The sequence below is a fragment of the Georgenia sp. SUBG003 genome, from assembly GCF_000715355.2.
GTDB lineage: Bacteria > Actinomycetota > Actinomycetes > Actinomycetales > Actinomycetaceae > Georgenia.
Map to the genome: position 1 here is coordinate 2,681,658 of NZ_CP180204.1, position 25,418 is coordinate 2,707,075.

Consider the following 25,418-nt stretch of genomic DNA (forward strand, 5'->3'; position numbering starts at 1 on the left):
CGCGAGCTGCCCGGACCGGGGCTGAGCAGACCACCGAGTGCGACGTCTTCCTGGCTGTACGAGTGTCGTACGGCGAAAGACGTCGCACTCGGCACAGGGTGCTGGGAGCCGTCTCAGATGCTGTTCCGCATCGCGCGGATGCCCACCGTCAGCCCGACCGCGGCGACGAGCACGGCGGCGGCGGCGCCCTGCCCCACGGCCGCGTCGCCGAATGCGCCGTTGAACAGGGCCCGCTCGGCGGTGACCATGTAGGTCAGCGGGTTGAGCCGGGCCAGTGCCTGCATCCAGCCGGGCCCCGACTCCAGCGGCAGCAGCATCCCGGAGAGCAGCATGAGCGGGAACAGCAGGCCCTGCTGGACCGTCCAGAACATCCAGTCGCGCTCGCGGCTGGCGATGCCGAGCGCATAGCTGAGCGCCCCGAGCCCCATGCCGAAGACGGCGAGCAGCACGAGGCCCGCGGCCATCCCCGGGACGGAGGGCCGGAACCCGAAGATCGCCGCGATGCCCGTGATGACGAGCGACTGCAGGACGAGCGGCACCATCTCCTTGCAGGCGCGACCGATCAGCAGCGCCGACCGGGACACGGGCGCCACCAGCACCCGCTCGTGCGCGCCTGACTGGATCTCGTAGAGCAGGTTCGACCCGGTCATCACCGTGCCGAACAGCGCGATCATCACCACGATGCCCGGCACGAACCACTGGAACGCCTGCGCGATCGGCAGTCCGGTCATGCCGCCGAGCAGCGGCCCGTACAGAGCCAGGAACATCAGCGGCTGCATGAGCGAGAACACGAGGCTGAACGGGTCGCGGAGCATCGGCCGCAGCTCGCGGACGAAGACGCTGACGGAGTCGTGGACGACGCCGGAGGGGCGGGTGGCCGGTCCGGTCCCGGCGGTCGGTGCGGTCACGGCGGTCATCGGGGGGCTCCTGCGGCGGCGGGTTCGGGGGCGGTGGTGCCGGACGCCTGGTTCTCCTCGCGCAGGCTGCGCCCGGTGAGGGTGAGGAAGACGTCGTCGAGAGTGGGCCGGGTCAGCTCGGCCGCGAGCACCGTGTGCCCGTGGGCGTCCAGCGCGCGCAGCAGCAGCGGGAGCACGCGGTCGCCGTGGTTGACGGCGACGGCGACGCGGGTCCCCTCGCCGGTGCGCTCCGCCGTCGGCTCCGGGTGCGCCGCCCCCGAGTCCTCGGCGGCCCGGCGGGCGAGGTCGACGGCGCCGTCGTGGTCGCCGTCGACGACGACGGTGATGCGGTCGCCGGCGAGGGTCGCCTTGAGGCGGGGCGCGGTGTCGTCGGCGATGAGCTCGCCGCGGTCGACGACCATGACGCGTCGGCGAACTGGTCCGCCTCGTCGAGGTAGTGGGTGGTGAGCAGCAGCGTCATCCCGTAGCGCTCACGCAGGCGGAGGATGTGCTCCCACAGGTTCGCCCGCGACTGCGGATCGAGCCCGGTGGAGGGCTCGTCGAGGAACAGCAGGCCGGGCCCCGGGATCAGCCCGAGGGCGATGTCCACGCGCCGCCGCTGGCCGCCGGAGAGCTTCAGCGTCTGGCGGTCCGCGACCTCGCCCAGGCCGAGCGCCTCGATGAGCTCGTCCGCCCGGCGGCGGGTCTCCGCCCGGCCGAGCCCGTAGAACGCCCCCTGGCTGAGCAGCTCGTCGCGGACCCGCTGGTACTGGCCCGCGCCGTTCTTCTGGCCGATGTAGCCGATGCGTGCCCGCACCTCGGCGGGACTGCGGGTCACGTCGTACCCGCAGACCGTGGCGGTGCCGCCGGTCGGCTCGAGCAGGGTGGTGAGCATGCGGAGCGAGGTGGACTTGCCTGCCCCGTTGGGCCCGAGGAAGGCGGTGAGCGACCCCGGCTCGATGTCCATGGTCAGGTCGCTGACGGCGACGACGGTGCGCCCGCCCGGCGCGCGGAACTCCTTGCGCAGGCCTCGGGCGGCGATGATCGGTGGAGTACCCATGACCGGCACGCTACGGACCGTTGCGGTCAGATCCTGACCGCGACGGCGCGTAGATTTCCAGGCATGTCCGATCCGACCGCGAGGGCGCTCCGGCTCCTGTCGCTGCTGCAGACCCATCGGTTCTGGTCCGGCCCGGAGCTGGCCGGCCGCCTGGGAGTGTCCGAGCGGACGCTGCGCCGCGACGTCGACCGGCTGCGCGAGCTCGGCTACCGGGTGGCGGCACAGTCCGGCGCTGCCGGCGGGTACCAGCTCGAGGGCGGAGCCACCCTGCCCCCGCTGCTCCTGGACGACGACGAGGCGGTCGCCATCGCCGTCGGGCTCCGGACGGCCGCGGTGCAGGGGGGTCGGGGAGGGGGAGCAGACGTCGCTGCGGGCGCTCGCGAAGATCGAGCAGGTGCTGCCGCGCAACCTGCGCCGGCGCGTCTCCGCGCTGCAGGAGCACACCATCCCGGCGGTGCGGCCCGAGGCGCGGGTGGCGGCCGACGTGCTCGCGCAGCTGGCGCTCGCCTGCCGCGACCACGAGCGGGTGCGGTTCCGGTACACCGCCCGCGGCGGGGCCGAGAGCTCCCGGCTGGTGGAGCCGCACTCGCTCGTGCCGCGCGAGCGACGCTGGTACCTCGTCGCCTGGGACGTGGAGCGGGCGGACTGGCGCACCTTCCGCATCGACCGGCTCGGCGGGCTCCTGAGCACGGGCGTGCGCGTGCCGCCGCGCGACCTGCCGGCGGAGGACGCGGCCGAGTTCGTGCTCGCCGCGCACGGGGCGACCTCGCGCCGGTACGAGGCGACGGTGCGCATGCGCGCGACGATGGAGCAGGTGCGCGCGCACTTCGGGGTGTGGGCGTCGGACGCGTCGAGGGGCCCGACGGCACCGTGGACTGGCCGATCGGCGGCCCGTCGGTCCCCGAGCTGCTGATGGCGCTGCTGTGGATCCCGCCGGACCTCGAGTGGAGCCTGCTGTGCTCCGACGACGTGGCCGACGTGGTGCGGCAGTTCCGCAGCCGGCTGTCTGCGGCGGTGTGAGCGCGGCCAAGGCCCTCACTCCGCCGCGCGGAGCGGGACGAAGCTGAACGAGCCCTGCGCCCGGGTGCTGACCTCGGCCCCGTCGCGCTCGACCACGAGCAGACGCCCGCGCACCGGGATCACCATGCGGCCGCCGTCGGCGAGCTGGGCCAGGAGCCCCTCCGGGAGGTGACGGGCCTCGGCGGAGACGAGGATCCGGTCGAACGGCGCCTCCTCGGCGCGGCCCACCCGTCCGGGCTCGGCCTGCTCGATCCGCGCCTCCACGACGCCGGCCGCGCCGATGTTGCCGGTGCCGGTCTCCACGAGTTCGGGCACGAGCTCGACGCCGACCACGCTCCCGCCGGGTGCGACGAGACGGGCGAGCAGCGCGGTCGTCCAGCCGCTCCCGGACCCGACGTCCAGGACCTTGTCGCCCGGGCGGGGATCGAGGATCTCGAGCATCGCGGCGACGGTGCTCGGCTGGGAGCACGTCGCGCCGTGGCCGATGCGCAGCGGCATGTCCGCGTGGGCGAAGCGCAGCTGGTCCTCGGGCAGGAAGTCGCGGCGGTCCACCGCCGCCATCGCCGCACGGACGCGCTCGGCGACCGGTACGGGACCGCGGCCCGCGCCCGACGTCCCCGACACCGCGCACATGGACGACGCGCCGCCCGTTGTCGCGCCCTCGACGGCCCAGGAGCGCGCCGCCTGGCTCGCCGTCCAGCACGCTGAGCCGACCCTCGCCGTCGTCGACGACGCGGGCCGCTTCGCCGGGCTCGTGCCGGCACCCACGCTCCTCGGGGTCCTGCTCGAGGAGCACGACGAGGACATGGCGCGCCTCGCGGGCTTCGGCGGCTCGTCCGCGTCCGCGCGCACCGCCACCGTGGAGCCGGTGCGGCGTCGCCTCGCCCATCGGCTCCCGTGGCTGCTGGTGGGGCTCGCCGGGGCGCTGCTGGCCGCGGCCATCGTCGGGCGGTTCGAGGAGCAGCTCGCCAGCGAGGTGCTGATCGCCTACTTCGTCCCGGGCGTGGTCTACATGGCCGACGCCGTCGGCACGCAGACGGAGGCGCTCGTCATCCGCGGGCTGTCCCTGGGCATCGGCGTCCGACGCATCGCGCTGCGAGAGACGCTCACCGGCGTGCTCCTCGGCGCACTGCTGGGGGCGCTCGCCCTGCCGATGGTGTGGGCGCTGTGGGGCAGGGCCGACGTCGCCGCGGCGGTCGCGCTGGCACTGCTGGCGGCGTCGTCGATCGCCTCGCTCATCGCGCTCGTCCTGCCGTGGCTGATCCACCGGCTCGGCAAGGACCCGGCCTTCGGTTCCGGACCCCTGGCCACCGTGGTCCAGGACGTCCTGACCGTTGCCATCTACCTCGTGGTGGCCACCGCGGTGGTGCTGTGAGGACCGTGGCGCCTACGAGGACCTTCGAACCTTGTCACCACCAGGCCGCGGGCGGACGATGAAGTCTCCGGCAACGACGCCGGAGGATGGGCTCGAGGAGGAGCCATGGCCACGACGAACCAGTCGGCACCCGGGCCGGCTCAAGCACCCGGACGGCAGGGAAGGGCATGGCCCGACGGCGGCCCGCCCCCGCCGTCGACGCACTACGGCCCCGAGGCCTACTGGGGCCAGCCGCCACGCCCGTCCGCCTGGACCGGGGCGCGCATCGTCGCCGTCCTGCTCGGGGTGCTGCTGGCGATGTTCGGTCTCGGCGCGCTCGGCACGGGGCTGACCACGGGCTTCTTCCACGTCGTCACCCGCGACGACGGCTACGTGACGAGCCCGGGCGAGCACGTCAGCAGCGAGGGGTACGCCGTCATCCTCGGTGACGCGGAGGTCAACACCGTCGGACTGCCGGCCGACTGGCCGGGCCGGTTCCTCGGTGACGTGCGGGTCCGCGCCGAGTCGCTCGACGGCGGAGAGATCTTCGTCGGCATCGCTCCGGCGTTCGAGGCCCGCCGCTACCTCGACGGCGTGCACCACCACGAGGTGGGCGAGTCACCGCGGTGGAGCATCGAGCACGACGGCGGTGCCCCCGCCGGCCCGCCGACGCAGGAGGACTTCTGGCTCGAGGAGGCGGCCGGACCGGGCGTGCAGGCCCTCGAGGTGGACGAGCTGACGAGCGGGCGGTGGGCGCTCGTGGTGATGTCGCCCGACGCCGCACCGGGCATCGACGCCCGCGTCGACGTCGGCGCCACCCTGCCCTGGCTGCCCTGGGTGGCGGTGGTGGCGCTGGTGGTCGGGCTCGTGGCCCTCGCGGGGGGCCCTCGCGCTCATCGTGTCCGCCTCCCGCGGAGCTGCCCGTGACAGGCCACCGGCACCGCGGAGCGGGCCCCAGCCCTGGAGCAGCGGACCCTCCGCCCACGGTGGTCCCGGAGCGTACGGCGGCCAGGCCGTGCCGCCCGGGCAGGAGGTGCGGGCGGGCCCGGTACTTCGGGCTGCTGCCCGCGTTCACCGGACGCGGGCTGGGCGGGCACGTGCTTGCGGACGTGCTCGGGCGGGCGTGGTCGCTGCCCGCGCGCTGGCCGGAGCTGCCGCCGGCGGCGCGGGTGTGGCTGCACACGTGCAGCCTCGACAGCCCGCGCGCCCTGTCGAACTACCGGGCGCGCGGCCTGGAGGTGTACCGCACCGAGCAGGTCGAGCAGGGCGGCGCGGCGCTGCCGACGGGCTGACCTCGTCGGGCGGCGCCACCACGAACGGGCGGCTGCCGCCCGCCGTCCTTCTCAGGGCATCGGCGAGCCCGGCCCGACCAGGTCCTCCCCCTCGCCCTCGGGGTCGAGCTGCTCGTCGTGGCCGGGCGCGCCCGGCCCGCCGGCGGTGTCGACGTCGGCCTCGGCGAGCTCCTCGTCGTCGGGCCGGGTGTGCTCGAGGTTCTCAGCGGCGGCGTCGGCCAGGTCCTTGGCGCGGTCCGCCGTCTCGCGCGGGGTCTCGCTGTCCATCTCGGTCCGTCCTTCCTTCGTCGTCTCCCGGCGTGAGTCACGGTCCGGGACCGGACTCAGCGTGTCCCGGGCCCGTGGGCGCCGCAACCGGCGCGAATGAGCTCGGCCGCAGCCGCACGTGGGTGGCAGGATCGAGGACGGTGCGCCGCCGGCGCAGCCCGGACGACGGCCGAGGGGCCGTCACGCACGCGTCAAGGAGACCCATGCCAGGAGAGAACCTCACCCGCGCCGAGGCCCAGGAACGGGCCGCCACCGTCGCGACGTCCGCCTACGACGTCGTCCTGGACCTCACCCGCGGGGAGGCGGTCTTCGGCTCGACGACGACCATCCGCTTCTCGGCGGCCGAGGGCGCGGGCACGTTCGTGGACCTCGTCGCCGAGTCGGTCGAGCGGATCGTGCTCAACGGCCGCGAGCTGGACACCGCCGCGTTCGACGGTGCCCGCGTCGCGCTGACGGACCTGGCCGTGGACAACGAGCTCGTGGTCGAGGCCACGTGCCGGTACATGAACACGGGCGAGGGCCTGCACCGGTTCGTGGACCCGGTGGACGACGAGGTCTACCTCTACTCCCAGTTCGAGGTCGCGGACTCCCGCCGTGTCTTCGCCGTGTTCGAGCAGCCCGACCTCAAGGCGGTCTTCTCCTTCACGGTCACCGCCCCGGCGCACTGGACCGTCGTCTCGAACACGCCCGTGGTGGCCCCCGAGCCCGTCGCCGAGCCGGGCGAGGAGTCCCTGACCTGGCGGTTCGCGCCCACCGAGGTCATCTCGTCCTACCTCACCGCGGTCGTGGCGGGCCCGTACCACAAGGTCACCGGCGAGCTGACCTCCCGCGACGGGCGCACGATCCCGCTCGGCGTGTACTGCCGCGCCTCGCTCGCGGAGTTCCTCGACGCCGAGGAGATCATGGACATCACGCGGGCCGGGTTCGCGTTCTACGAGGAGGCGTTCGACCGCCCGTACCCGTTCGCCAAGTACGACCAGCTCTTCGTGCCGGAGTTCAACGCCGGTGCCATGGAGAACGTCGGCGCGGTGACGTTCCTGGAGAACTACGTCTTCCGCTCCAAGGTGCCCGAGGCGACCGTCGAGCGCCGCGCGGTGACGATCCTGCACGAGCTCGCGCACATGTGGTTCGGCGACCTCGTGACCATGCGGTGGTGGAACGACCTGTGGCTCAACGAGTCGTTCGCGGAGTACGCCTCCCACCTGGCCACGGCCGAGGCGACCCGCTGGACCAGCGCGTGGACCACGTTCTCCTCGCTGGAGAAGTCCTGGGCGTACAACCAGGACCAGCTGCCCTCGACGCACCCGATCGTCGCCCCGATCAACGACCTCGAGGACGTCGAGGTCAACTTCGACGGCATCACCTACGCCAAGGGCGCCTCGGTGCTCAAGCAGCTCGTCGCCTGGGTGGGCCGGGACGCGTTCCTCGCGGGGGTCCGGCGGTACTTCGCCAAGCACGCGTTCGGCAACACCGAGCTGCGCGACCTGCTCGTCGAGCTGGAGGACACCTCCGGCCGCGACCTGACCGCCTGGTCGAAGGTCTGGCTCGAGGAGGCGGGGGTCACCCTGCTGCGTCCCGAGATCGAGGACGACGGCGGGACGATCACCTCGTTCGCCATCCTCCAGGAGGCCCCGGCCGACCACCCCACGCTCCGCCCGCACCGCCTCGTGGTCGGCGGCTACGACGTCGTCGGCTACGGCGCCGAGGCCCATCTGGAGCGGACGGTGCGCGTCGAGCTCGACGTCGACGGCGCCCGCACCGAGGTCCCCGAGCTCGCCGGCCGCCGCCGCCCCGACCTCGTCCTGCTCAACGACGAGGACCTCGCGTACGCCAAGGTGCGCCTGGATGAGCGTTCCCTGCAGGCGGCGACGGCGCACCTCGGTGCGTTCACCGGGTCCCTCCCCCGTGCCCTCGTGCTCGCCGCGGCCTGGGACATGACGCGGGACGGCGAGTGGTCGGCGCGCCAGTTCATCGACCTCGCGCTGCGGGCGGTGGCCACCGAGACCGACTCCACCGTGGTCATGGTGCTGCTGCGCCAGGTCGCCACGGCCCTGGGGTCCTACGTCGCCCCCGAGCGGCGCGACGAGGTCGCGCACGACGTCGCGGAGCGTCTGCTCGGGCTCGCACGGGAGGCGGAGGCCGGCTCCGACACCCAGCTGCAGCTCGTACGGGCCCTGGCGGCCCACGCCGTGGCCGCCGAGCACCTTGACCTGCTCGTGGGACTGCTCGACGGCTCGGCCGACCTGCCGGGGCTCGCGGTGGACACCGACCTGAGGTGGACGCTGCTGCAGGGGCTGGTCGCCGGCGGGCGCGTCGCGGCGGCGGAGATCGACGCCGAGCTCGCGCTCGACGCCACCGCGACCGGCCAGCAGCAGGCCGCCCGGGCCCGGGCCGCGATCCCCACGGCGGAGAACAAGGAGCGGGCGTGGGCCGACGTCGTCGACTCCGACACGCTGCCCAACGCGGTGCAGTCCAACGTCATCGGGGGGTTCACCCAGGTGCACGACCGCGGGCTGCTGGTGCCCTTCGCGGAGCGCTACTTCGCGGCGCTCGAGCCGGTGTGGTCGGGCCGGACGAACGAGATGGCGCAGAACATCGTCATCGGGCTGTACCCGGGCAAGCTGGCCGGCCTGGCCGCCGAGCACGAGGTGGACGTCGTGGAGCTGACCCAGCAGTGGCTGGACGCCCACGCCGACGCGCCGCCCGCGCTGCGGCGCCTCGTGGTGGAGAACCTCGACACCGCCCGCCGCGCCGTCCGGGCGCAGGAGGCGGACCGGGCCAGCGCCTGACAGCACCCGCCGACCCGGAACGTCCAGGTCGCCGACTGCGGGTCCCTACGCCGGGTGCGCACGGAAGGCCGTGCGCACCCGGCGGAACGACCCGCACCCGGCGCGGAGACCCGCACCCGGCGGCAGGACGACATTCAGCATCCGGCGGTTCTCGACACCCGGTGTCGACCCGGTGTGCCCCCTCGCTCAGGGCACCAGCGCGCAGGTCCTCCACCGCGTCGTGGGCCGCCCGCCGCCCGCAGTGCGTGCCTCGTGCGACGTGGTGACGCCCAGCACCAGGCCGACACCGGCACCCAGTGCGGCGCTCAGGCCCGCGGGAGTGTCCTCGGCGGCGACGCAGGCCCGTCGGGGCCTGCGACGGCGACCTGACCGTCGGGGAGATCGCGAGCGCGCTGGCGACGCTGCTCGAGGTGCCGGCCGACGACGTCGCCGCCGAGCTGCTGCCCGCGGTGCGCGAGCTGGCGGTCGACGGGTTCCTCCGCCTGGAGTGAGGACCGGCCCGAGGTGCGGGCAGCGACCCCCTCCGGCAACCATGGGACATGAGCAACGACATGTCGAACATCCCCGTCCAGCGCCAGGAGTGGCCCGGCACGACGTCGGCCCTGAACCCCGCGCCCGACCACGGCGAGACGTCCTACACCGGGCACGACCGCCTGGCCGGCAGGAAGGCGCTGATCACCGGCGGTGATTCCGGGATCGGCCGCGCGGTCGCGATCGCCTTCGCCAAGGAGGGCGCCGACGTCGCCATCGCGTACCTGCCCGAGGAGCAGGACGACGCCGAGGAGACGCGGAAGCAGGTCGAGGCCGCGGGACGGAAGTGCGTGCTGTGCCCCACCGACCAGCGCACCGAGCAGGCCAACGTGGACCTCGTGAAGAAGGTCGTCGACGCGCTCGGCGGACTCGACGTCCTCGTCAACAACGCGGGCTTCCAGATGACGCACCCCGAGCTCGAGGACTTCCCGGGCGAGCAGATCGAGCGGACCTTCGCCACCAACGTGTTCGCGACGTTCTGGCTCACCAAGGCCGCGGCGCCGCACCTGAAGGAGGGGGCGTCCGTCATCAACACGACGTCGATCCAGGCCTTCCAGCCCTCGGAGCCGCTCCTGGACTACGCCGCCACGAAGGCCGCGCTGAACAACCTCACAGTCAATCTCGCCGCCCAGCTCGGCCCCCGGGGCGTCCGGGTCAACGCAGTGGCGCCCGGGCCCATCTGGACGCCGCTGATCCCCGCGACCATGCCGGAGGAGAAGGTCGACGGCTTCGGCTCGGACACCCCGCTGGGCCGCGCCGGGCAGCCGATCGAGGTCGCGACCGCGTTCGTGTACCTGGCGAGCGACGAGGCCAGCTACGTCTCGGGCACCGTGCTGGGCGTCACGGGTGGCAAGCCCGTGTTCTGAGTGTCGGGCAGGCGCCGCGCGCGGTGACCGTCACATGTTGCGGCGGTACTCGCCGCCGACGTCGTAGAGGGCGTGGCTGATCTGGCCGAGGCTGTGGGTCTTCACCGCCTCCATCAGCGCCTCGAAGACGTTCCGGCGCTCGCGCGCGGCACGCTGGAGGAAGGCGAGCCCGTGCGCCCCGTCGGCCGGTCCGCCGTCGCCCCGTCCGCCGTCGGCGACAGCCTCCTCCGGCGGCCGGTCGCCGTCGGCCGGGAGATGCCGGGACGACGTCGCGCCCACCGGCGCCAGGGGGTTGCGGGCGGACTGGAAGGCGCGGACGCCCGCGATCTGCTGGGCCTTCTCCTCCTCGGTGGACCGGATGAGCTTCACGGGCGTGGCGATCTCGCCGGCGTGCTCGGCCGGCAGGAAGGTGTTCACCCCGACGATCGGGAGCGAGCCGTCGTGCTTGCGCCGCTCGTAGTAGAGCGACTCCTCCTGGATGCGTCCGCGCTGGTACATGGTGTCCATCGCGCCGAGCACGCCGCCGCGCTCGCTGATCGCGTCGAACTCCCGGTACACCGCCTCCTCGACCAGGTCGGTGAGCTGGGAGACGACGAAGCTGCCCTGCCACGGGTTCTCGTTGGCACTGAGCCCCAGCTCCTTCGTGATGACCATCTGGATCGCCATGGCCCGCCGGACGCTCTCCTCGGTGGGCGTGGTGACGGCCTCGTCGTAGGCGTTGGTGTGCAGGCTGTTCGTCGCGTCGAACAGGGCGTAGAGAGCCTGCAGCGTGGTCCGGATGTCGTTGAACTCGATCTCCTGGGCGTGCAGCGACCGCCCCGACGTCTGGATGTGGTACTTCAGCATCTGGCTGCGCGGGCCTGCGCCGTACCGGTCGCGCATCGCACGCGCCCAGATCCGGCGGGCCACGCGCCCGACGACGGTGTACTCGGGATCCATCCCGTTGGAGAAGAAGAAGGACAGGTTCGGGGCGAAGTCGTCGACCGCCATCCCGCGGGCGAGGTAGTACTCGACGAAGGTCAGCCCGTTGGCGAGGGTGAACGCGAGCTGGCTGACCGGGTTCGCGCCCGCCTCGGCGATGTGGTAGCCGGAGATCGACACGGAGTAGAAGTTCCGTACCCCGTTCCGGGTGAAGTACTCCTGGACGTCGCCCATCATCCGCAGCGCGAACTCGGTGCTGAAGATGCACGTGTTCTGCGCCTGGTCCTCCTTGAGGATGTCGGCCTGGACCGTGCCGCGCACCACCCGCAGCGTCGCGTCCTTGATCCGCGCGTAGGTGGCCGGGTCGACGAGCTCGTCGCCCGTGACGCCGAGCAGGGCGAGGCCCAGCCCGTCGTGCCCCGGCGGCAGGTCGCCCGCGTACACCGGCCGCTCCCGGCCGGCGAACCTCTCCTCGAGCGTTCGCTGCGCCCGGGTCCACCGTTCGGGGTCCGCGCGCAGGTACCTCTCCACCTGCTGGTCGACCGCGGTGCTGAGGAACATCGCCAGGATGATCGGTGCCGGGCCGTTGATCGTCATCGACACGGACGTCGTCGGCGAGCACAGGTCGAAGCCGGAGTACAGCTTCTTCATGTCGTCCAGCGTCGGGACGTTGACCCCCGAGTTCCCGACCTTGCCGTAGATGTCCGGCCGTGGCGCCGGGTCCTCCCCGTAGAGGGTGACCGAGTCGAACGCGGTCGACAGCCGCACGGCGTCCTGCCCGCGGGAGAGGTAGTGGAAGCGCCGGTTGGTGCGTTCGGGGGTGCCCTCGCCGGCGAACATCCGCGTGGGGTCCTCCCCGGTGCGGCGGTACGGGTACACCCCGGCCGTGTACGGGTAGTGGCCCGGCAGGTTCTCCATGCCGAGGAACTGCAGGAGGTCGCCCCAGCTCCGGTACCTCGGCGGCGCGACCTTCGGCACCCGCAGGTGGCTGAGCGACTCGCGGTAGTTCTCCACCCGGATCGTCCGCTCGCGCACCCGGTACTCCGCCGTGTCCTCCGTGACCGAGCGCAGCCGCTCGGGCCACCCGCGCAGCAGCACGAGCGACTCGGGGGACAGCGTGCGCAGGGCGTCGGAGTACCGGCGGCGGAGCCGCAGGAGCGTCGCGTCCGCCTCGTGGGCGTCCGCATCGTCGCCGCCGGGCGTCCTCTGCTCCTCGTGTGCCGGCGCCCCGTCGTCGCCTGCCGACGGCGCGGCCGGCGCCAGGTCGGCGGGCCCGTAGTCCTCCAGCGGGCCGGGCAGGCGGGGGTCGCCGGAGGTCCTTCAGCGCGGTCCAGCACGCCTGGGCCCGGTCGGCCGCGTCGGCCTGCTCACCCAGCGCGGCGTTCGTCGCCCGTCCCCCCTCCGCGATCTCCGCGAGGTAGCGCACGCGGTTCGGCGGGATCAGCACGGTGGCGCGCGGCTCCCGCAGGCTGGTGTCGACCTCGGGCCGGAAGTCCACCCTCGGGGCGCGGCGCTGCCCGCCGTCGGTCCCGGCCGCGCCGTGCTCCGCGGGCGCCAGGACCCGTTCGCGGAGCAGGCGGCACAGGTTCGCGAACATCCACGTGACGCCGGGGTCGTTGAACTGGCTGGCGATGGTCGGGTAGACGGGGATCTCGTCGTCGGGCAGGTCGAACGCGAGCCGGTTGCGCCGCCACTGCTTGCGCACGTCGCGCAGCGCGTCCTCGGCGCCCCGCCGGTCGTACTTGTTCAGCACCACGAGCTCGGCGTAGTCGAGCATGTCGATCTTCTCGAGCTGGCTGGGTGCCCCGTAGTCGCTGGTCATGACGTACACGGGCACGTCCACCAGCTCCACGACGGCGGAGTCGGCCTGCCCGATGCCGGCCGTCTCCACCACCACCAGGTCGAACCCGGCCGACCGGAGGAACGCCACCGCGTCGCGCAGCACCGCGTTGACCGCCACGTGCCGGGCCCGCGTGGCCATCGACCGCATGTACACCCGGGGGCTGCGCAGCGAGTTCATCCGGATCCGGTCCCCGAGGAGCGCGCCGCCGGTGCGCCGCCGGGTCGGGTCCACCGACAGCACCGCCACCCGCACCCGCGGGAAGGAGACGAGGAACCGGTTCATCAGCTCGTCGATCACCGAGGACTTCCCGGCGCCGCCAGTGCCGGTCACGCCCACCACCGGGACGACGCCGGCGGCACGGGTCTCCCACGCCTCGCGGTGGCGGGCCAGCTCGGCACCGTCCCACGCACCGTCCTCGATCGCGCTCAGCACCCGCCCCACGGCCGCGTCCTCGCCCGCCACGGCGGTCGGGTCGGGCGGCGGCACGGACGACCGAACCGCCGCCCGGTGACGGGCGGCGCGGGCGACGACGTCGTCCACCATCCCGGTCAGGCCGAGCCTCATCCCGTCGTCCGGGTGGTAGATCCGCTCCACCCCGTAGGCCTCGAGCTCGGCGATCTCCTCGTGGGTGATCGTCCCCCCGCCCCCGCCGAAGACGCGCACGTGCCCGGCGCCGCGCTCGGCGAGCATGTCCACCATGTAGCGGAAGTACTCCACGTGCCCGCCCTGGTAGGAGGACAGCGCGACCGCGTCGGCGTCCTCCTGCAGCGCGGCGCGCACCACGTCCTCGACCGAGCGGTTGTGCCCGAGGTGGATCACCTCGCGCCCCGGTCCTGGATGAGGCGCCGCATGATGTTGATGGACGCGTCGTGGCCGTCGAAGAGCCCTGCCGCCGTGACGAACCGCAGCGGGCTGGTCGTCTCCTGCTTCTCGCTCGGGCGGGCGAGGGTGGTCATCGCGTGAACCTCCACACGTCGTCGGGTGAGGCCCTCGAAGTGTATCCGTGCGCGGATACCGTGGTCCGGTGACGAAGACCGACGCACCCACGGCACCCCCGCTCCTGGCCCGTCGGGCCGCCGGGGTCCTCCTCGCGGTCCTGGCCTCCGCGGCGGTCGTGGGGGTCTGGTGGTTCTTCGTGACGACGCCGAGCGGCCAGCGCGTCGACGAGATCGCCTACCTGGGCTCCCGGATCGGGCGCAGCCGTCTCGACGGCGGCGCCCAGACCGTCCTCGACGTCGTCTCGGTCCCGTTCCTGGCGCTCGTCGTCGTGGTCGCCGGGGCGGTCGCGCTGCTCCGCCGCCGTCTCATGCTTGCCGTCGCCGTGGCGGCCGTCGTCGGCGGGGCCAACGTGACCACCCAGCTGCTGAAGTACCACGTCTTCACCCGGCCCGAGCTGGGAATCTCCGAGGCCGGCATGAACTCGCTGCCCAGCGGGCACACCACCGTGGCCGCCACGGTCGCCGGTGCCGCCCTGCTGGCGACGCCGCCGCGGTGGCGCTGGCTCGCCTTGCTCGTGGGGCTGGCCTACGCCGGCGGCACGGGGGGTCGCGACCATGGTCGGCGGCTGGCACCGCGCCTCCGACGTCGTCGCCGCCCTCCTCGTCGTCGCCGCGTGGGTCTACCTGGCCCCTGGCCATCGCCGGGACGGACGACAGCGGCCGCGCCGCCCCGGCGTGGTGCCGCCGGGCCGACGCGCTCACCCGGCCCTTCCTCGCCGTCGCCGGGCTGACGGCGGGGCTGGTCGCCCTGGCGGCGATGCTGGTCGTGTCCCAGGTGGGCGGCGACTCGCGCCCCGAGCAGCTGCTCGCGTACGGCGGGGCCAGCGCGGGCGTGGTGGCCGTCGCCTGCCTGAGCGGTCACGCCGCTCTCGCTCTCGGGGCGCCGCGGCGCTGAGGCACCGTCGCCGGTCCGTGGCGCTCTCGAATCGTGCCGCCCGGCGGGCGGTGCGAAAGTGGTCCCCGGAACCGTGTTACCGACGGGAAGGGCTGCGCGTGCTGGGACTGCCGGACGGCGTGAGGGCGTGCCTGTTCGACCTCGACGGTGTCCTGACGGACACGGCCCGCACCCACGTCACGGCCTGGACCCGCACGTTCGACGAGTACCTCGCCGCCCGGGCCGCCCGGACCGGCACCCCGTACGTGCCGTTCGGCGAGGCCGACTACGCCGCCCACGTGGACGGCAGGCGGCGGGCCGACGGCGTGCGGGCCTTCCTCGCCAGCCGAGACATCTCTCTGCCGGAGGGGGAGCCCGAGGACGCCCCCGACGCCGAGACGGTGAACGGGATCGGCAACCGCAAGAACGAACTGGTGCAGCGGCTCATGCGTACGGAAGGTGTGGAGGTCTACCCGGCCAGCCGCCGGTACGTGGACGACGCCCGTGCGGCGGGCCTGGCGCTCGCCGTCGTCTCCTCCAGCGCCAACACGGCCATGGTGCTGGAGGTCACCGGGCTGGCGGACCGCTTCGCCGTGGTGGTCGACGGGGTCGTGGCCCGCGAGCGAGACCTGCCGGGCAAGCCCGCACCGGACACCTTCCTCGCCGCGGCGGAGGCGCTCGGCGTCGCCCCCGGCGCGGCCGCGGTGTTCGAGGACGCCATCGCCCGTCCCCGAGCTCGGCCTGCGGCACTGCGCGCGCCCCGCCGCCGATGGTCGGTCCCAGGCCGACGGTGACCATGAGGAGGCGCTCCGCGCCGTCGTGCACCACCTCGCCGTCGACGCTCACCCGCAGGCACCAGCCGGTCGCCGTCACGCCCGCCCGGAGCGCGCCGATCACGTACCCCGCCGTGCCGAACATCCCCTTGACGTTCTCGGCGCCGGCCCGTGGCCTCGGCCCCGACCCCGGCGTGGACGGCGTTGACGACGACGCCGCCCTCGTCGTCGAGCAGGAGGTCCATGGGCCGCACGGCGCCCTGGAGGGCGACGAGCGCGGCCTCCTCCGGGTCCGACGGGAGGCCGAGGCCGCGGGCGAGGTCGTTGCCGGTGCCGAGCGGGACGATCGACACCGGGCCGGTCCTGGCCAGCAGGCGCAGGTGGACGAGCGCGTCGAGGCAGCCGTGCACCGACCCGTCTCCCCCGAGCACGACGACCTCGCGGCCGGCCGCGCGGCTCAGCGCCTCGCGGGTGCCCTCGGGGCCGTCGGGCACCACGACCTCGACGTCCGCACCGGCACGGAGCACCGCGAGCGCGGCGCGCACGGCGGCGTCGTCGGCGGAGCCCGCGGCGGCGTTCGCGAGGACGAGGAGGGAGCGGGAGCCGCGCATGGGCGTCAGTCTCTCGTGCCGTCCGCCGGGACGCCTCCGAAATAGGGCGGGGGAACGCTCGCGGAGACGGCCGGCCGGTGCTATCAGTGTGGTCACCGACCCGTCGACTCACCGGAGAGGACCATGGCCAGCTGGCGTCGCTACGACGCGACCTTGTTCCCGATCTTCCACGAGCGCTTCGAGGAGAAGTGGGGAAAGGGCTCCGCCCCGTTCCTGGACCCGGGCGTGTTCTTCGAGGACCAGCCCCGGCCACGCGCGCAGTGGATCAACGTCGACACGGGCGCCGCCGTGGCCGTCGTGCCGATCTGGGCCGACGAGGACGGCCGGCACCGCTCGTTCGGGGTGTTCTACCTGCCGCCCGCCGGCGACATCTGGGTGCTGCGCCCAGGCCTGACGGAGTACGTCGAGGCCGGCGGGGCGGTCACCGAGGAACAGGCGATGCTGCGCAACGACGCCTTCCGCAAGGCCGTCGCGCACGCGAAGGAGTTCATCTTCGGGCACGAGGCCTGAGGACGGCTCGAGGGCGAGGCCCGTGGGCGAGGCGGCCCCGGCCTTCCTCAGGCGGCGAGGAACGCCCGCAGCTGCTCGACGACGAACGCGTGGTCCTCGCGCTGCGGCAGGCCGGAGACGCCGACGGCGCCTAGGAGCGCGCCGCCCCGGCGCAGCACGAGCGGGAAGACGCCGCCGTGCGCGGCGTAAGTCGCGGGGTCGAGCCGGCTGGCCACGTCGAAGTCCTTGCCGTCGACGCGGAACTGCTCCCCGACCCCCGAGCGAGCTGCGGCCGTAGCGCAGGACCACGGCCGTCTTGCGCTCGAGCCAGTCGTCGTTGTCCGCCGACGAGCCTGGCAGCGCCGTGTGGAAGACGCGCTGCCGGCCGAGGACGATCCCGACGGCGACCGGCAGGCCACGCTCGGCGGCTGCCTGCCGCATTCGGGACCCGAGCGCCCAGGCGTCGTCGAGGCCGAACGCGTCGACCCGCAGCTCGGCCTCCTCGGCGAGGATCTGGTCGTGAAGGTCGGTCGAGTACGTCATGGGTCGTCAGCGTAGGGGCAGATTCCGGACAGGACGCCCGCTCCGCCCCACGGATGTTTCGGGATCCGGGGCATACACCGTAGGGTGGGGGCGCTTACACCATAAGGATCCGCCCCCTAGGGTGAGATGCTCCGGCAACGGAGTTGCCGATCGACCGGTCCCGGAGGGGCCGACTAGCAGCGGGGAGACGGCCATGAGCGAACCTATCGGATCGGTCACGGTGCGAACGTCGCCGACACGGTCCCGGCTGGTGCTGTCCGGCGAGGTCGACATGAGCCTCGCGGAGGAGCTCTCCGCGGCGGTGGACAACGTTCTCGCGGTCGGTCTCCCGGTGGACGTCGACGTCCGGGACGTCACCTTCCTCGACTCCAGCGGCCTGAGCAAGATCGTCCGCCTCGCGACGAGCTCGACGACGCGGACACGGCTGATCGAACCCCCGGACTTCGTCCTGTTCCTCCTGGAGGTCACGCGCATGGACGAGGTGCTCGACGTCGTCGAGAACGACCCCGGATTCCCGGACGGCGACCCCGCCTCCGACGCCGCAGGACTCGGCGGCCAGCGCGACGCCGTCTGAGTCCGGGCACATGTCGAGAACCCGCCGTACGCCCGCGCGTCGCCGCCCCGACGGGCGAGCACGCCCGTCGGCCCGTACCCTCGTGCCAGTATTGAAGCCTGGCACTGTAGAAGATCACGTGACTCAGGTCAGCCCCCCTGGCCGCCCGTCCCCCCGTATCGTGGACCTGAAAATGCGTACTGACCAGCTTCCCGAGCGAACGCCCCCGACGACGGACCACCGGCCCGACGTCCGGTCGGCGCGCCCTGCCGGCCGCTGGGAGTTCACCGACGCAGACGAGCTGCCGGTGCTTCGGCGTGCGGTGATGGAGGCGGCGGCGCGGTCGGTGGAGCTCAACACCGACGAGCTCTCGAACTCCTCCGTGCACCACAACCTCGCCCTGGTCACCACCGAGCTGGCCACGAACGCGCTGAAGTACGGCGTCCGGCCCGGCGTCGTGAGGCTGCACCGGCTGCCGACCGGCTGGATGGTCGACGTCGCCGACGGACGGGCCGACCAGGCGCCGCGGCCGCAGCTGCCGAAGCCCGGCCGGTCCGGCGGCAACGGTCTCCTGATCGTCTCGATGCTGTCCGTGCGCTGGGGCTGGTACGTCGACACGAACAGCACTCCCCGCAAGCACGTCTGGGCCGAGATCACCGACAGCTGACTGCCGCCTGGCGGCCCGGGCCGTGCACGGTCCGCCGTCCACCGCCGCCCAGGTGCGGAACGGAGGGGCGTCGGTGATGCTTGATGGGCAAGCGGTTCCTGCTTCTCACCATCGAGTGCGGAGGTCGCAATGTCGCAGACACCGACCGCAAGTCGTACCAAGGCCCCCTACCAGACGCTGGCGCTGATCATCGGCGTCGTCTACCTGGTGGTGGGGATCGCCGGGTTCTTCGCCACGGGGTTCAGCAACTTCACGGAGCACGACCACACGCAGACCCTGCTGGGCTTCGCCGTGAACCCGCTCCACAACGTCGTGCACGTGATCATCGGTCTGGCCGGCGTCCTGCTGTGGCGCACCCGGAACGGGGCGCGTCTCTACGGCTGGCTGCTGGGCGTCGGCTACGGCGCGACCGCCGTCTACGGCTTCCTCGTCGTGAACAACCCCGACGCCAACATCCTCAACATCAACCAGGCCGACAACTGGCTGCACGTGTTCAGCGCGCTCGCCGGGTTCGTCATCGCCCTGTGGCCGGACCGCCGTGACGGCACGGTCGCCGGCGGCGCCGGTCAGCTCTGAGCAGCGGCCGCATGGCCGACCCCGACCGCACCGTCGATTCCCAGGCGTCGGCCGCGGCCCCCGCCCGGGCGTCGGTCGAGGCGTCGACGGCCGCGCGCGTGCACGCGTACCTCCGGGGCGTGACCGACGAGATGGTGGCCCAGCTGGTCGAGTGGTGCACGATCCCCTCGGTCGTCGGCGCCGACGACGACGAGCAGCACCTCGACCACTCCGCACGCTGGCTCGTCGACGCGCTGGAGGGGGCCGGCTTCCCCACGGTCGAGCGGTGGCCCTCCGGCGGGACCACCGCCGTCTACGCGGAGTGGTGCCCCGACGCGGACGCCCCCACCGTCCTGGTGTACTCCCACCACGACGTCCGGGCGGCCAAGGAGGAGAACTGGGAGCGGACCAGGCCCTTCGAGCCGGCCCTCCAGGACGGCCGCGTCTACGGTCGTGGCACCTCGGACGCCAAGGGGCAGGTGCTGGCGCACGTGTGGGGCGTGCGGGCCCACCTGGCCGCCACGGGGCGATCAGCGCCGGCGGTCAACCTCAAGATCCTCGTCGAGGGCGAGGAGGAGTCCGGATCGCCCCATCTCGCCACCCTGCTCGAGCGGAACCGTGACCGGCTCGGCGCGGACCTGGTCGTCTTCTCCGACACGCTCCTGTGGCACGCGGACCACCCCGCGGTCTGCACGAGCATGCGCGGGACCATGCTCGCCCACGTGTCCGTCCGCGGGACGGCGGTGGACGCGCACAGCGGCGCCGTCTCCGGCGCGGCCCCCAACGCGGCCCTCGAGCTGTGCAACCTGCTCGCCCAGCTCCACGACCCGGAGGGCCGGGTGACGCTGCCCGGCTTCTACGACGACGTGGCGGAGCCGGACGGGCGGCGGCGCGCGGAGCTCGCCGCCCTGCCCTTCGACGAGGCCGACTGGCTCGCACGGTCGGGGACGCGGCGGGTCGCGGGCGAGTCGGGCTACACCCTCCTCGAGCGGCTCTGGCTGCGGCCGACCATCGAGGTGCTGATGCTCGTGGCCGGCGACCCGTACGACCTCCCCCGGGCGGCCGTGCCCGCGAACGCCGAGGCCGACCTCAGCATCAGGTACGTCCCGGACCAGGACGCCCGCACGATCGCCGACCAGCTCCGGCAGTGGGTGGCCGAGCGGATCAGCCCGTCGGTCGACTTCGACCTGTGGATCTCCGAGAAGACCGCCCAGGACCCGTACGTGACCCCGGACGTCCCCGCCGTCGGCGCGCTGGAGCGCGCCATGGCCGCCGGCTTCCGCAACGGGCGGGTCGGGAGGATGGGCAACGCCGGCGGCGGCCCTGCCGTCCTGCTCGCCGACACGCTCGGCGCCCCCGTGGTCTTCTTCGGCACCGGCCTCGTGGAGGACCGGTGGCACGACAGCGACGAGAGCATGGCGACCGACGTCCTCCGGGCCGGCGCGGCGACCCTCGCCTGCCTCTGGGACGAGCTGTCCCGGCAGCGGTGACGTCCGCCGCCTGAGGCGACGGAGGTCCCGGGGGGCGAGCCCCTGCCGGACCTGCGCGACCAGCGCAACGGGTCCCGCCCCTCGGCCGACTCACCCGGGCGGCGCTCCGCCGTCGTCCGTGCGAGCCTGGGAGACCTCCCTACCCGGTCCCGGAGGTGGCGCCCGATGAAGGCGATGGTGTACCGCGGCCCGTACAAGGTCCGCGTCGAGGAGAAGGACATCCCGGCGGTCGAGCACCCCAACGACGCGGTCGTCCGCGTGCAGCTGGCCGCCATCTGCGGCTCCGACCTGCACCTCTACCACGGCATGATGCCCGACACCCGCGTGGGGACGACGTTCGGGCACGAGTTCATCGGCGTCGTCCACGAGGTGGGCCCGTCGGTGCAGAACCTCAGGCCCGGTGACCGGGTCATGGTCCCCTTCAACGTCTACTGCGGCTCGTGCTTCTTCTGCGCCCGGGGCCTGTACTCCAACTGCCACAACGTCAACCCCAACGCCACCGCCGTGGGCGGGATCTACGGCTACTCCCACACGTGCGGCGGCTACGACGGCGGGCAGGCGGAGTTCGTCCGCGTGCCCTTCGCCGACGTCGGTCCGACGCTCATCCCCGACTGGCTGGACGACGAGGACGCCGTCCTGCTCACCGACGCGCTCGCGACGGGCTACTTCGGCGCGCAGCTCGGCGACATCGTGGAGGGCGACACCGTGGTGGTCTTCGGCGCAGGCCCCGTGGGCCTGTACGCCGCCCGGTCGGCCTGGCTGATGGGCGCCGGGCGGGTCATCGTGATCGACCATCTGGAGTACAGGCTCGAGAAGGCCCGCACGTTCGCGTTCGCCGAGACGTACAACTTCACGGAGTACGACGACATCGTCGTGCAGATGAAGAAAGCCACCGACCACCTGGGCGCGGACGTCGCCATCGACGCGGTCGGGGCGGAGGCGGACGGCAACTTCCTCCAGCACGTCACCTCGGCGAAGCTCAAGCTGCAGGGCGGCTCGCCGGTGGCGCTGAACTGGGCGATCGACTCGGTGCGCAAGGGCGGAACCGTGTCGGTCATGGGCGCGTACGGCCCCATGTTCAGCGCCGTGAAGTTCGGCGACGCCCTCAACAAGGGCCTCACGCTGCGGATGAACCAGTGCCCGGTCAAGCGGCAGTGGCCGCGGCTGTTCGAGCACATCCGCAACGGCTACCTCAAGCCGAACGAGCTCGTCACCCACCGGATCCCGCTCGAGCACATCGCCGAGGGCTACCACATCTTCTCCGCCAAGCTCGACGGCGTCATCAAGCCGCTGATCGTGCCGAGCGCCGCCTGAGAGGAACGAGACGATGACCTACACCGCCGACAAGCCCGCGCTCGCGCCGTCGTCCGAGGAGCTCCGGGCGCGCATCCCCGGCTGGGGCGCCGACCTCGACCCCGCCGACCGGCCCTCCGTGCCCCGCGAGCGGATGGAGCCCACCGGCGCGCACTGGGACTTCCCCGAGCGGCAGCCGGAGACGTGGCCCCGGGAGCGGTCGATCGAGCACAAGTTCCTCACCCCGGTCTTCGGGACGTCGGCGCCCCCGCGCGGGCTCTCCGGCGCCATGCGGAAGCTCGCGTACCGCCGCTACAGCGAGGGCCGCGCCGCCCACTGGCTGCTCCTGCTCGCCGCCGACCGCGTCGACGCCCAGGAGAGCCACCTCCGGTCCTTCCTGACGCTCCGGCCGGACAACCCCGTCACCCAGACCGGGGTGCTCGCCGAGCCGCGGCGCCACCCGCTCGCGTCCCGGTTCGGGCAGAATCGTGCTGACGTCAACCACATGTGGCTCGACCCGGTCATCGTCGCCGGGCCGTGGGTGCTCGCCGGCGCGGTCGCGTACTCGGCCCTGCGGGCGGCGGCCAGGCCGTTGCGCCGCAAGGGCGGGACGACGGGCGCAGACGAGGTGCTCGTCGTCGAGCACCGCGACCGTGCGCGGCCCGAAGCGCCACTGCGGGCCGGTGAACTCCATCGTCGCGGGGTGCAGCGCCCGGGTGCGGCGCCGGCCGCCGGCGCGCAGCCCCTCGGTGCGGTACAGGTTCCACCAGCCGGTGCGGTCGTCGACGTGGACAAGGTCCCCGGCCTGCGTCCACACGGGCTGCGCGACGCTGATGCCGTCACCGCCGGCGAGCACCTCCTCCGACGCCGGCAGGCCGTCCGGGGAGAGCGCGGCCACGTGCAGCACCGAGCTCGTCCACGGCATGTGCGGGTGGTCCCACGCGACCCAGGCGAGGTGGGCGCCGTCGGGGCTGAGCGCGGGGGAGATGACGAAGTCGGACCCGGTCGCGACGACCGTCACGGCGCCGCGCCGGGCGGTGCCGTCCGACGTCCCGTCCGCGGTGGCCCCCGCGCCGCCGTCCGACGTGCCTTCCGCGGTGCCCGCGACGGCGGCGGAGCCGTCCAGGGGGATGCGGACCAGCTCGTTGACGGGCTCGTCCCCGTGCTCCACCGGCCCGTGGTCCTCCCGGACCGCGTAGACGACCTCGCGGACCAGGTCGATGACCGGGTCGGCGAACCGCCACGGACCGGCGGGAGTCAGCGGCACCGCCTCTGGCCGCGGCGCGGCGGAGGCGTGGTTGCCCCGCCCACCGCCGACGCCGACGCGGTACAGGCGCCCGTCCGCGGCGTGCGAGAGGACGATCACGCCGTTGCGCACGGCGTAGGCTGCCCCGCCGTACTCGTGCACCCGTGAGCGCACGTCGACGGGCTCGCCGCCGGGCATCGTGGTGAGGACGTCGCCGACGGTGCCGTCCGCCCGGCGGCGGACGAGGACGCTGCGCCCGCCCTCCTCGGGGCGTTCCTCGAGCCAGTACACGTCCGCCCCGTCCACCTGCGGCAGGCTGAGACCCACGGTCCGCTGCGTGAGGGTGCGGGCGCCGACCGGCGACTCCCACGTGCCGTAGGGAGCCTCCTCACGCCCGTCGTCGTCGTCGATCATGGCCGCCACCCTAGTGGGCCCCCGGGCGGCGACGTCGCCCGGCGGCGCCTACGGTTCTACAGTGGTGGGCTGGCGCGTGCCCGGGCGCCACGAGGAAGGAGCACCATGAGCCACCTGGAGCGGATCCGGCGTCCCGCCGACCTGCGCAAGCTGAGCACCCCGGAGCTGGACGTGCTCGCGAAGGAGATCCGCGACTTCCTCGTCGCGTCCGTCTCGCGCACGGGCGGCCACCTCGGTCCCAACCTCGGCGTCGTGGAGCTGACCCTCGCCGTGCACCGTGTCTTCGACTCCCCGGCCGAGCACGTCGTCTTCGACACCGGGCACCAGGCCTACGTGCACAAGCTGCTGACCGGGCGGCAGGACTTCTCCGAGCTGCGCCAGCGCGGCGGCGTCTCCGGGTACCCCTCGCGGGCGGAGTCGGACCACGACGTCGTCGAGAACTCCCACGCCTCCACCGCGCTGAGCTGGGCGGACGGCATCGCCCGGGCGAACCAGCTGCGTGGCCTCGGCCACCGGTCGGTCGTCGCGGTCATCGGTGACGGCGCCCTGACCGGCGGCATGGCCTGGGAGGCGCTGAACAACATCGCCGAGGGACAGGACCGCTCGGTCGTCATCGTGGTGAACGACAACGGCCGTTCCTACGCTCCGACGATCGGCGGGCTCGCGCACCACCTCGACGCGCTGCGCACCACCAGGAGCTACGAGAAGGTCCTCGACTGGGGCAAGCGCACCCTCCAGCGCTCCGGCACCCCCGGGAAGATGGCCTTCGACGCCCTGCACGGGATGAAGAAGGGCATCAAGGACGTCATCGCTCCCCAGGGCCTCTTCGAGGGGCTCGGTATCAAGTACATCGGCCCGGTCGACGGCCACGACGTCGCCGCCATGGAGACGGCGCTCGCGCGGGCGAAGGCCTTCGGGGGCCCGGTGATCGTCCACGCCATCACCGAGAAGGGACGCGGGTACACGCCGGCCGAGACGGACGTCGCCGACCGGTTCCACGCCGTCGGCGTCATCCACCCGGAGACCGGCCTGCCGGTGGCCCCCTCCCGGTTCGGCTGGACCTCGGTCTTCGCCGAGGAGATCGTCGAGATCGGACGACGGCGCAGCGACGTCGTGGCGCTGACCGCGGCGATGCTCGCGCCGGTCGGTCTCGCGCCCTTCGCGGAGGAGTTCCCGGACCGCGTCGTGGACGTCGGCATCGCCGAGCAGCACGCCGTCACCTCCGCCGCGGGGATGGCGTTCGCAGGGCTCCACCCGGTGGTCGCGCTGTACGCCACCTTCCTCAACCGGGCGTTCGACCAGGTGCTCATGGACGTCGCCCTCCACCGGGCGGGTGTGACCTTCGTGCTCGACCGCGCCGGCCTGACCGGGGACGACGGTGCCTCCCACAACGGCATGTGGGACATGGCCATGCTCCGCACCGTTCCCGGTCTGCGCCTCGCGGCACCGCGCGACGAGGACTCCCTGCGCGCCGAGCTGCGCGAGGCGGTCGCCGTCGACGACGCGCCCACGGTGCTCCGCTATCCCAAGGGCGCGCTGCCGCAGGCGCTGCCCGCCGTCGGTCGCCAGGGTTCGGTGGACGTGCTCGCCCGCCACGGCGGCGTCCCGAGGGTGCTCGTGGTCGGGGTCGGGGTCATGGCGCACACCGCGGTCGAGGTCGGCGCAGCTCTCGACGCACAGGGCATCGGGTCGACGATCGTCGACCCGCGCTGGCTGCTTCCCGTGCCCGCGGACCTGCTGTCCCTCGCCCGCCAGCACGACCTCGTGGTGACCGTCGAGGACGGGCTGGTGACGAACGGCGTCGGTTCCGCCCTGCGCGACGCGCTCGCGGCGGCCGGGGCCGACGTGCCGGTGCGCAGCCACGGGATCCCGCACGCGTTCCTCGAGCACGCCTCCCGGGCGCAGCTCGTCGAGGAGTTCCACCTGCGGGGTCAGGACATCGCCCGGGAGACGGCGTCGGCGGTCGCTGCCCTCGCCGGGGCCGCGGAGACCAGTCCCGTGGAGCGTCCGGCCGGCTGACCCTGCGGACCTCGAGCGGGCCGCCTCACCGCGCAACGCTGTGGCGACACCCTC

At 73.4% G+C, this 25,418-nt stretch carries 23 protein-coding genes and 6 pseudogenes; 19 read left to right on the forward strand and 10 right to left on the reverse strand.

The genetic code is table 11. The features are described 5' to 3' along the window. Nucleotides 1-113: 113 nt before the first annotated feature. Genes DA06_RS13645 through DA06_RS13655 form a run of 3 tightly spaced genes read right to left on the reverse strand, consistent with a single transcriptional unit; the run spans nucleotide 114 to nucleotide 2,073 of the window. The gene (locus DA06_RS13645) at nucleotides 114-917 is read right to left on the reverse strand and encodes an ABC transporter permease (RefSeq protein WP_043500954.1); all 804 of its coding nucleotides are present in this window, start codon (nucleotides 915-917) and stop codon (nucleotides 114-116) included. After that, on the reverse strand, nucleotides 914-1,048 hold the full coding sequence (locus tag DA06_RS13650; protein ID WP_418605257.1) for a hypothetical protein: 135 nt from the start codon (nucleotides 1,046-1,048) through the stop codon (nucleotides 914-916). The genes DA06_RS13645 and DA06_RS13650 overlap by 4 nt, the downstream gene beginning before the upstream one ends. Continuing rightward, on the reverse strand, nucleotides 1,030-2,073 hold the full coding sequence (locus tag DA06_RS13655; protein ID WP_418608009.1) for an ABC transporter ATP-binding protein: 1,044 nt from the start codon (nucleotides 2,071-2,073) through the stop codon (nucleotides 1,030-1,032). Before DA06_RS13655 ends, DA06_RS13650 begins: the two co-directional genes overlap by 19 nt. Here DA06_RS13655 and DA06_RS13660 point away from each other — a divergent pair. Both DA06_RS13660 and DA06_RS13665 read left to right on the forward strand, forming a co-directional pair. Continuing rightward, a pseudogene (locus DA06_RS13660) lies at nucleotides 2,020-2,145 on the forward strand (HTH domain-containing protein); the annotation flags it as partial. The gene DA06_RS13655 and the pseudogene DA06_RS13660 overlap by 54 nt on opposite strands. A gap of 205 nt (nucleotides 2,146-2,350) precedes the next feature. Beyond that, nucleotides 2,351-2,869, forward strand: coding sequence for a WYL domain-containing protein (locus DA06_RS13665; RefSeq protein WP_052436746.1), 519 nt, complete (start codon nucleotides 2,351-2,353; stop codon nucleotides 2,867-2,869). Nucleotides 2,870-2,991: 122 nt separating this feature from the next. Here DA06_RS13665 and DA06_RS13670 read toward each other — a convergent pair whose 3' ends face one another. Next, nucleotides 2,992-3,600: a protein-L-isoaspartate O-methyltransferase family protein gene (locus tag DA06_RS13670; protein ID WP_418605258.1), complete on the reverse strand. Its 609-nt coding sequence runs from the start codon at nucleotides 3,598-3,600 to the stop codon at nucleotides 2,992-2,994. Between the two features lie 7 nt (nucleotides 3,601-3,607). Between DA06_RS13670 and DA06_RS13675 the strand changes: the two genes are divergently transcribed. The 3 genes from DA06_RS13675 to DA06_RS13685 all read left to right on the forward strand — a co-directional run bounded on the left by DA06_RS13675 (nucleotide 3,608) and on the right by DA06_RS13685 (nucleotide 5,622). Then, the gene (locus DA06_RS13675; protein WP_043500962.1) at nucleotides 3,608-4,351 is read left to right on the forward strand and encodes a magnesium transporter; all 744 of its coding nucleotides are present in this window, start codon (nucleotides 3,608-3,610) and stop codon (nucleotides 4,349-4,351) included. Between the two features lie 105 nt (nucleotides 4,352-4,456). Next, nucleotides 4,457-5,257: a hypothetical protein gene (locus DA06_RS13680; RefSeq protein WP_043500965.1), complete on the forward strand. Its 801-nt coding sequence runs from the start codon at nucleotides 4,457-4,459 to the stop codon at nucleotides 5,255-5,257. Nucleotides 5,258-5,316: 59 nt separating this feature from the next. Beyond that, entirely contained in the window at nucleotides 5,317-5,622 is a 306-nt protein-coding gene (locus DA06_RS13685; RefSeq protein WP_418605259.1) for a hypothetical protein, read from the forward strand. A gap of 51 nt (nucleotides 5,623-5,673) precedes the next feature. On the opposite strand, the gene DA06_RS13690 is transcribed toward DA06_RS13685, so the two are convergent. Then, the gene (locus DA06_RS13690; protein WP_043500970.1) at nucleotides 5,674-5,889 is read right to left on the reverse strand and encodes a hypothetical protein; all 216 of its coding nucleotides are present in this window, start codon (nucleotides 5,887-5,889) and stop codon (nucleotides 5,674-5,676) included. Nucleotides 5,890-6,092: 203 nt separating this feature from the next. Here DA06_RS13690 and pepN point away from each other — a divergent pair, with 203 nt between their 5' ends. From pepN to DA06_RS13705, 3 genes are all read left to right on the forward strand, one after another. Further along, the gene (pepN, locus tag DA06_RS13695) at nucleotides 6,093-8,678 is read left to right on the forward strand and encodes an aminopeptidase N (RefSeq protein WP_043500972.1); all 2,586 of its coding nucleotides are present in this window, start codon (nucleotides 6,093-6,095) and stop codon (nucleotides 8,676-8,678) included. Nucleotides 8,679-8,974: 296 nt separating this feature from the next. Then, nucleotides 8,975-9,169 carry a hypothetical protein gene (locus DA06_RS13700; RefSeq protein WP_418605260.1) on the forward strand — a complete coding sequence of 65 codons (195 nt, stop codon included), beginning with the start codon at nucleotides 8,975-8,977 and terminating at the stop codon, nucleotides 9,167-9,169. A gap of 48 nt (nucleotides 9,170-9,217) precedes the next feature. Then, nucleotides 9,218-10,075: an SDR family oxidoreductase gene (locus DA06_RS13705; RefSeq protein ID WP_043500977.1), complete on the forward strand. Its 858-nt coding sequence runs from the start codon at nucleotides 9,218-9,220 to the stop codon at nucleotides 10,073-10,075. A gap of 30 nt (nucleotides 10,076-10,105) precedes the next feature. On the opposite strand, the pseudogene DA06_RS13710 reads toward DA06_RS13705, so the two are convergent. After that, nucleotides 10,106-11,998: pseudogene (locus DA06_RS13710) on the reverse strand (methylmalonyl-CoA mutase family protein); the annotation flags it as partial. Nucleotides 11,999-12,740: 742 nt separating this feature from the next. Beyond that, nucleotides 12,741-13,886, reverse strand: a pseudogene (locus tag DA06_RS13715) (cobalamin-dependent protein); the annotation flags it as partial. Here DA06_RS13715 and DA06_RS13720 point away from each other — a divergent pair. The 3 genes from DA06_RS13720 (at nucleotide 13,864) to DA06_RS13730 (ending at nucleotide 15,505) form a co-directional block, all read left to right on the forward strand. Continuing rightward, complete coding sequence (locus DA06_RS13720) at nucleotides 13,864-14,568, forward strand: hypothetical protein (protein ID WP_052436747.1); 705 nt, start codon at nucleotides 13,864-13,866, stop codon at nucleotides 14,566-14,568. The pseudogene DA06_RS13715 and the gene DA06_RS13720 overlap by 23 nt on opposite strands. Nucleotides 14,569-14,594: 26 nt before the next feature. Further along, the gene (locus DA06_RS13725; RefSeq protein WP_418605261.1) at nucleotides 14,595-14,732 is read left to right on the forward strand and encodes a hypothetical protein; all 138 of its coding nucleotides are present in this window, start codon (nucleotides 14,595-14,597) and stop codon (nucleotides 14,730-14,732) included. 98 nt (nucleotides 14,733-14,830) lie between these two features. After that, nucleotides 14,831-15,505 (forward strand): beta-phosphoglucomutase family hydrolase, encoded by a 675-nt coding sequence (locus DA06_RS13730; protein WP_418605262.1) that lies wholly within the window; start codon nucleotides 14,831-14,833, stop codon nucleotides 15,503-15,505. 272 nt (nucleotides 15,506-15,777) lie between these two features. Here the strand turns inward: DA06_RS13730 and DA06_RS13735 are convergent. Further along, a pseudogene (locus tag DA06_RS13735) lies at nucleotides 15,778-16,095 on the reverse strand (acylglycerol kinase family protein); the annotation flags it as partial. A gap of 123 nt (nucleotides 16,096-16,218) precedes the next feature. Between DA06_RS13735 and DA06_RS13740 the strand changes: the two are divergent. Next, entirely contained in the window at nucleotides 16,219-16,605 is a 387-nt protein-coding gene (locus DA06_RS13740; protein WP_043500981.1) for a hypothetical protein, read from the forward strand. A gap of 47 nt (nucleotides 16,606-16,652) precedes the next feature. Here the strand turns inward: DA06_RS13740 and DA06_RS13745 are convergent, their stop codons facing one another. Then, nucleotides 16,653-16,820, reverse strand: a complete 168-nt coding sequence (locus DA06_RS13745) for a heme-binding protein (RefSeq protein ID WP_418605263.1) — start codon at nucleotides 16,818-16,820, stop codon at nucleotides 16,653-16,655. A gap of 103 nt (nucleotides 16,821-16,923) precedes the next feature. Continuing rightward, a pseudogene (locus DA06_RS13750) lies at nucleotides 16,924-17,127 on the reverse strand (heme-binding protein); the annotation flags it as partial. A 193-nt stretch (nucleotides 17,128-17,320) separates the two neighbouring features. On the opposite strand from DA06_RS13750, the gene DA06_RS13755 reads away from it, so the two are divergent. From DA06_RS13755 to dxs, 7 genes and pseudogenes are all read left to right on the forward strand, one after another. Next, complete coding sequence (locus DA06_RS13755) at nucleotides 17,321-17,701, forward strand: STAS domain-containing protein (RefSeq protein WP_418605264.1); 381 nt, start codon at nucleotides 17,321-17,323, stop codon at nucleotides 17,699-17,701. A 172-nt stretch (nucleotides 17,702-17,873) separates the two neighbouring features. Beyond that, a complete protein-coding gene (locus DA06_RS13760) occupies nucleotides 17,874-18,347 on the forward strand; it encodes an ATP-binding protein (protein WP_052436749.1) in 474 nt (157 codons plus the stop codon). 129 nt (nucleotides 18,348-18,476) lie between these two features. After that, on the forward strand, nucleotides 18,477-18,923 hold the full coding sequence (locus tag DA06_RS13765) for a DUF4383 domain-containing protein (protein ID WP_043500983.1): 447 nt from the start codon (nucleotides 18,477-18,479) through the stop codon (nucleotides 18,921-18,923). 11 nt (nucleotides 18,924-18,934) lie between these two features. Beyond that, complete coding sequence (locus tag DA06_RS13770) at nucleotides 18,935-20,392, forward strand: M20/M25/M40 family metallo-hydrolase (protein WP_418605265.1); 1,458 nt, start codon at nucleotides 18,935-18,937, stop codon at nucleotides 20,390-20,392. A gap of 165 nt (nucleotides 20,393-20,557) precedes the next feature. Beyond that, nucleotides 20,558-21,706 carry a zinc-dependent alcohol dehydrogenase gene (locus tag DA06_RS13775; RefSeq protein WP_043500985.1) on the forward strand — a complete coding sequence of 383 codons (1,149 nt, stop codon included), beginning with the start codon at nucleotides 20,558-20,560 and terminating at the stop codon, nucleotides 21,704-21,706. A 13-nt stretch (nucleotides 21,707-21,719) separates the two neighbouring features. Beyond that, nucleotides 21,720-22,262 (forward strand): annotated as a pseudogene (locus tag DA06_RS13780) (hypothetical protein); the annotation flags it as partial. A gap of 1,188 nt (nucleotides 22,263-23,450) precedes the next feature. Beyond that, nucleotides 23,451-25,364 carry a 1-deoxy-D-xylulose-5-phosphate synthase gene (gene dxs / locus DA06_RS13785; RefSeq protein ID WP_043500998.1) on the forward strand — a complete coding sequence of 638 codons (1,914 nt, stop codon included), beginning with the start codon at nucleotides 23,451-23,453 and terminating at the stop codon, nucleotides 25,362-25,364. Nucleotides 25,365-25,418: the final 54 nt, after the last annotated feature.

Bases quoted from the DNA above. Each gene is read 5' to 3' on its own strand.
- DA06_RS13680 (WP_043500965.1), top strand. From the start codon at position 4,457: ATGGCCACGACGAACCAGTCGGCACCCGGGCCGGCTCAAGCACCCGGA.
- DA06_RS13675 (WP_043500962.1), top strand. From the start codon at position 3,608: ATGGACGACGCGCCGCCCGTTGTCGCGCCCTCGACGGCCCAGGAGCGC.
- DA06_RS13760 (WP_052436749.1), top strand. From the start codon at position 17,874: ATGCGTACTGACCAGCTTCCCGAGCGAACGCCCCCGACGACGGACCAC.
- DA06_RS13725 (WP_418605261.1), top strand. From the start codon at position 14,595: ATGCTGGTCGTGTCCCAGGTGGGCGGCGACTCGCGCCCCGAGCAGCTG.
- DA06_RS13655 (WP_418608009.1), bottom strand. From the start codon at position 2,073: ATGGGTCTGCAGCAGCGACAGGAGCCGGAGCGCCCTCGCGGTCGGATC.
- DA06_RS13770 (WP_418605265.1), top strand. From the start codon at position 18,935: ATGGCCGACCCCGACCGCACCGTCGATTCCCAGGCGTCGGCCGCGGCC.
- DA06_RS13775 (WP_043500985.1), top strand. From the start codon at position 20,558: ATGAAGGCGATGGTGTACCGCGGCCCGTACAAGGTCCGCGTCGAGGAG.
- dxs (WP_043500998.1), top strand. From the start codon at position 23,451: ATGAGCCACCTGGAGCGGATCCGGCGTCCCGCCGACCTGCGCAAGCTG.
- DA06_RS13755 (WP_418605264.1), top strand. From the start codon at position 17,321: ATGAGCGAACCTATCGGATCGGTCACGGTGCGAACGTCGCCGACACGG.
- DA06_RS13690 (WP_043500970.1), bottom strand. From the start codon at position 5,889: ATGGACAGCGAGACCCCGCGCGAGACGGCGGACCGCGCCAAGGACCTG.
- DA06_RS13705 (WP_043500977.1), top strand. From the start codon at position 9,218: ATGAGCAACGACATGTCGAACATCCCCGTCCAGCGCCAGGAGTGGCCC.
- DA06_RS13740 (WP_043500981.1), top strand. From the start codon at position 16,219: ATGGCCAGCTGGCGTCGCTACGACGCGACCTTGTTCCCGATCTTCCAC.
- DA06_RS13645 (WP_043500954.1), bottom strand. From the start codon at position 917: ATGACCGCCGTGACCGCACCGACCGCCGGGACCGGACCGGCCACCCGC.
- pepN (WP_043500972.1), top strand. From the start codon at position 6,093: ATGCCAGGAGAGAACCTCACCCGCGCCGAGGCCCAGGAACGGGCCGCC.
- DA06_RS13765 (WP_043500983.1), top strand. From the start codon at position 18,477: ATGTCGCAGACACCGACCGCAAGTCGTACCAAGGCCCCCTACCAGACG.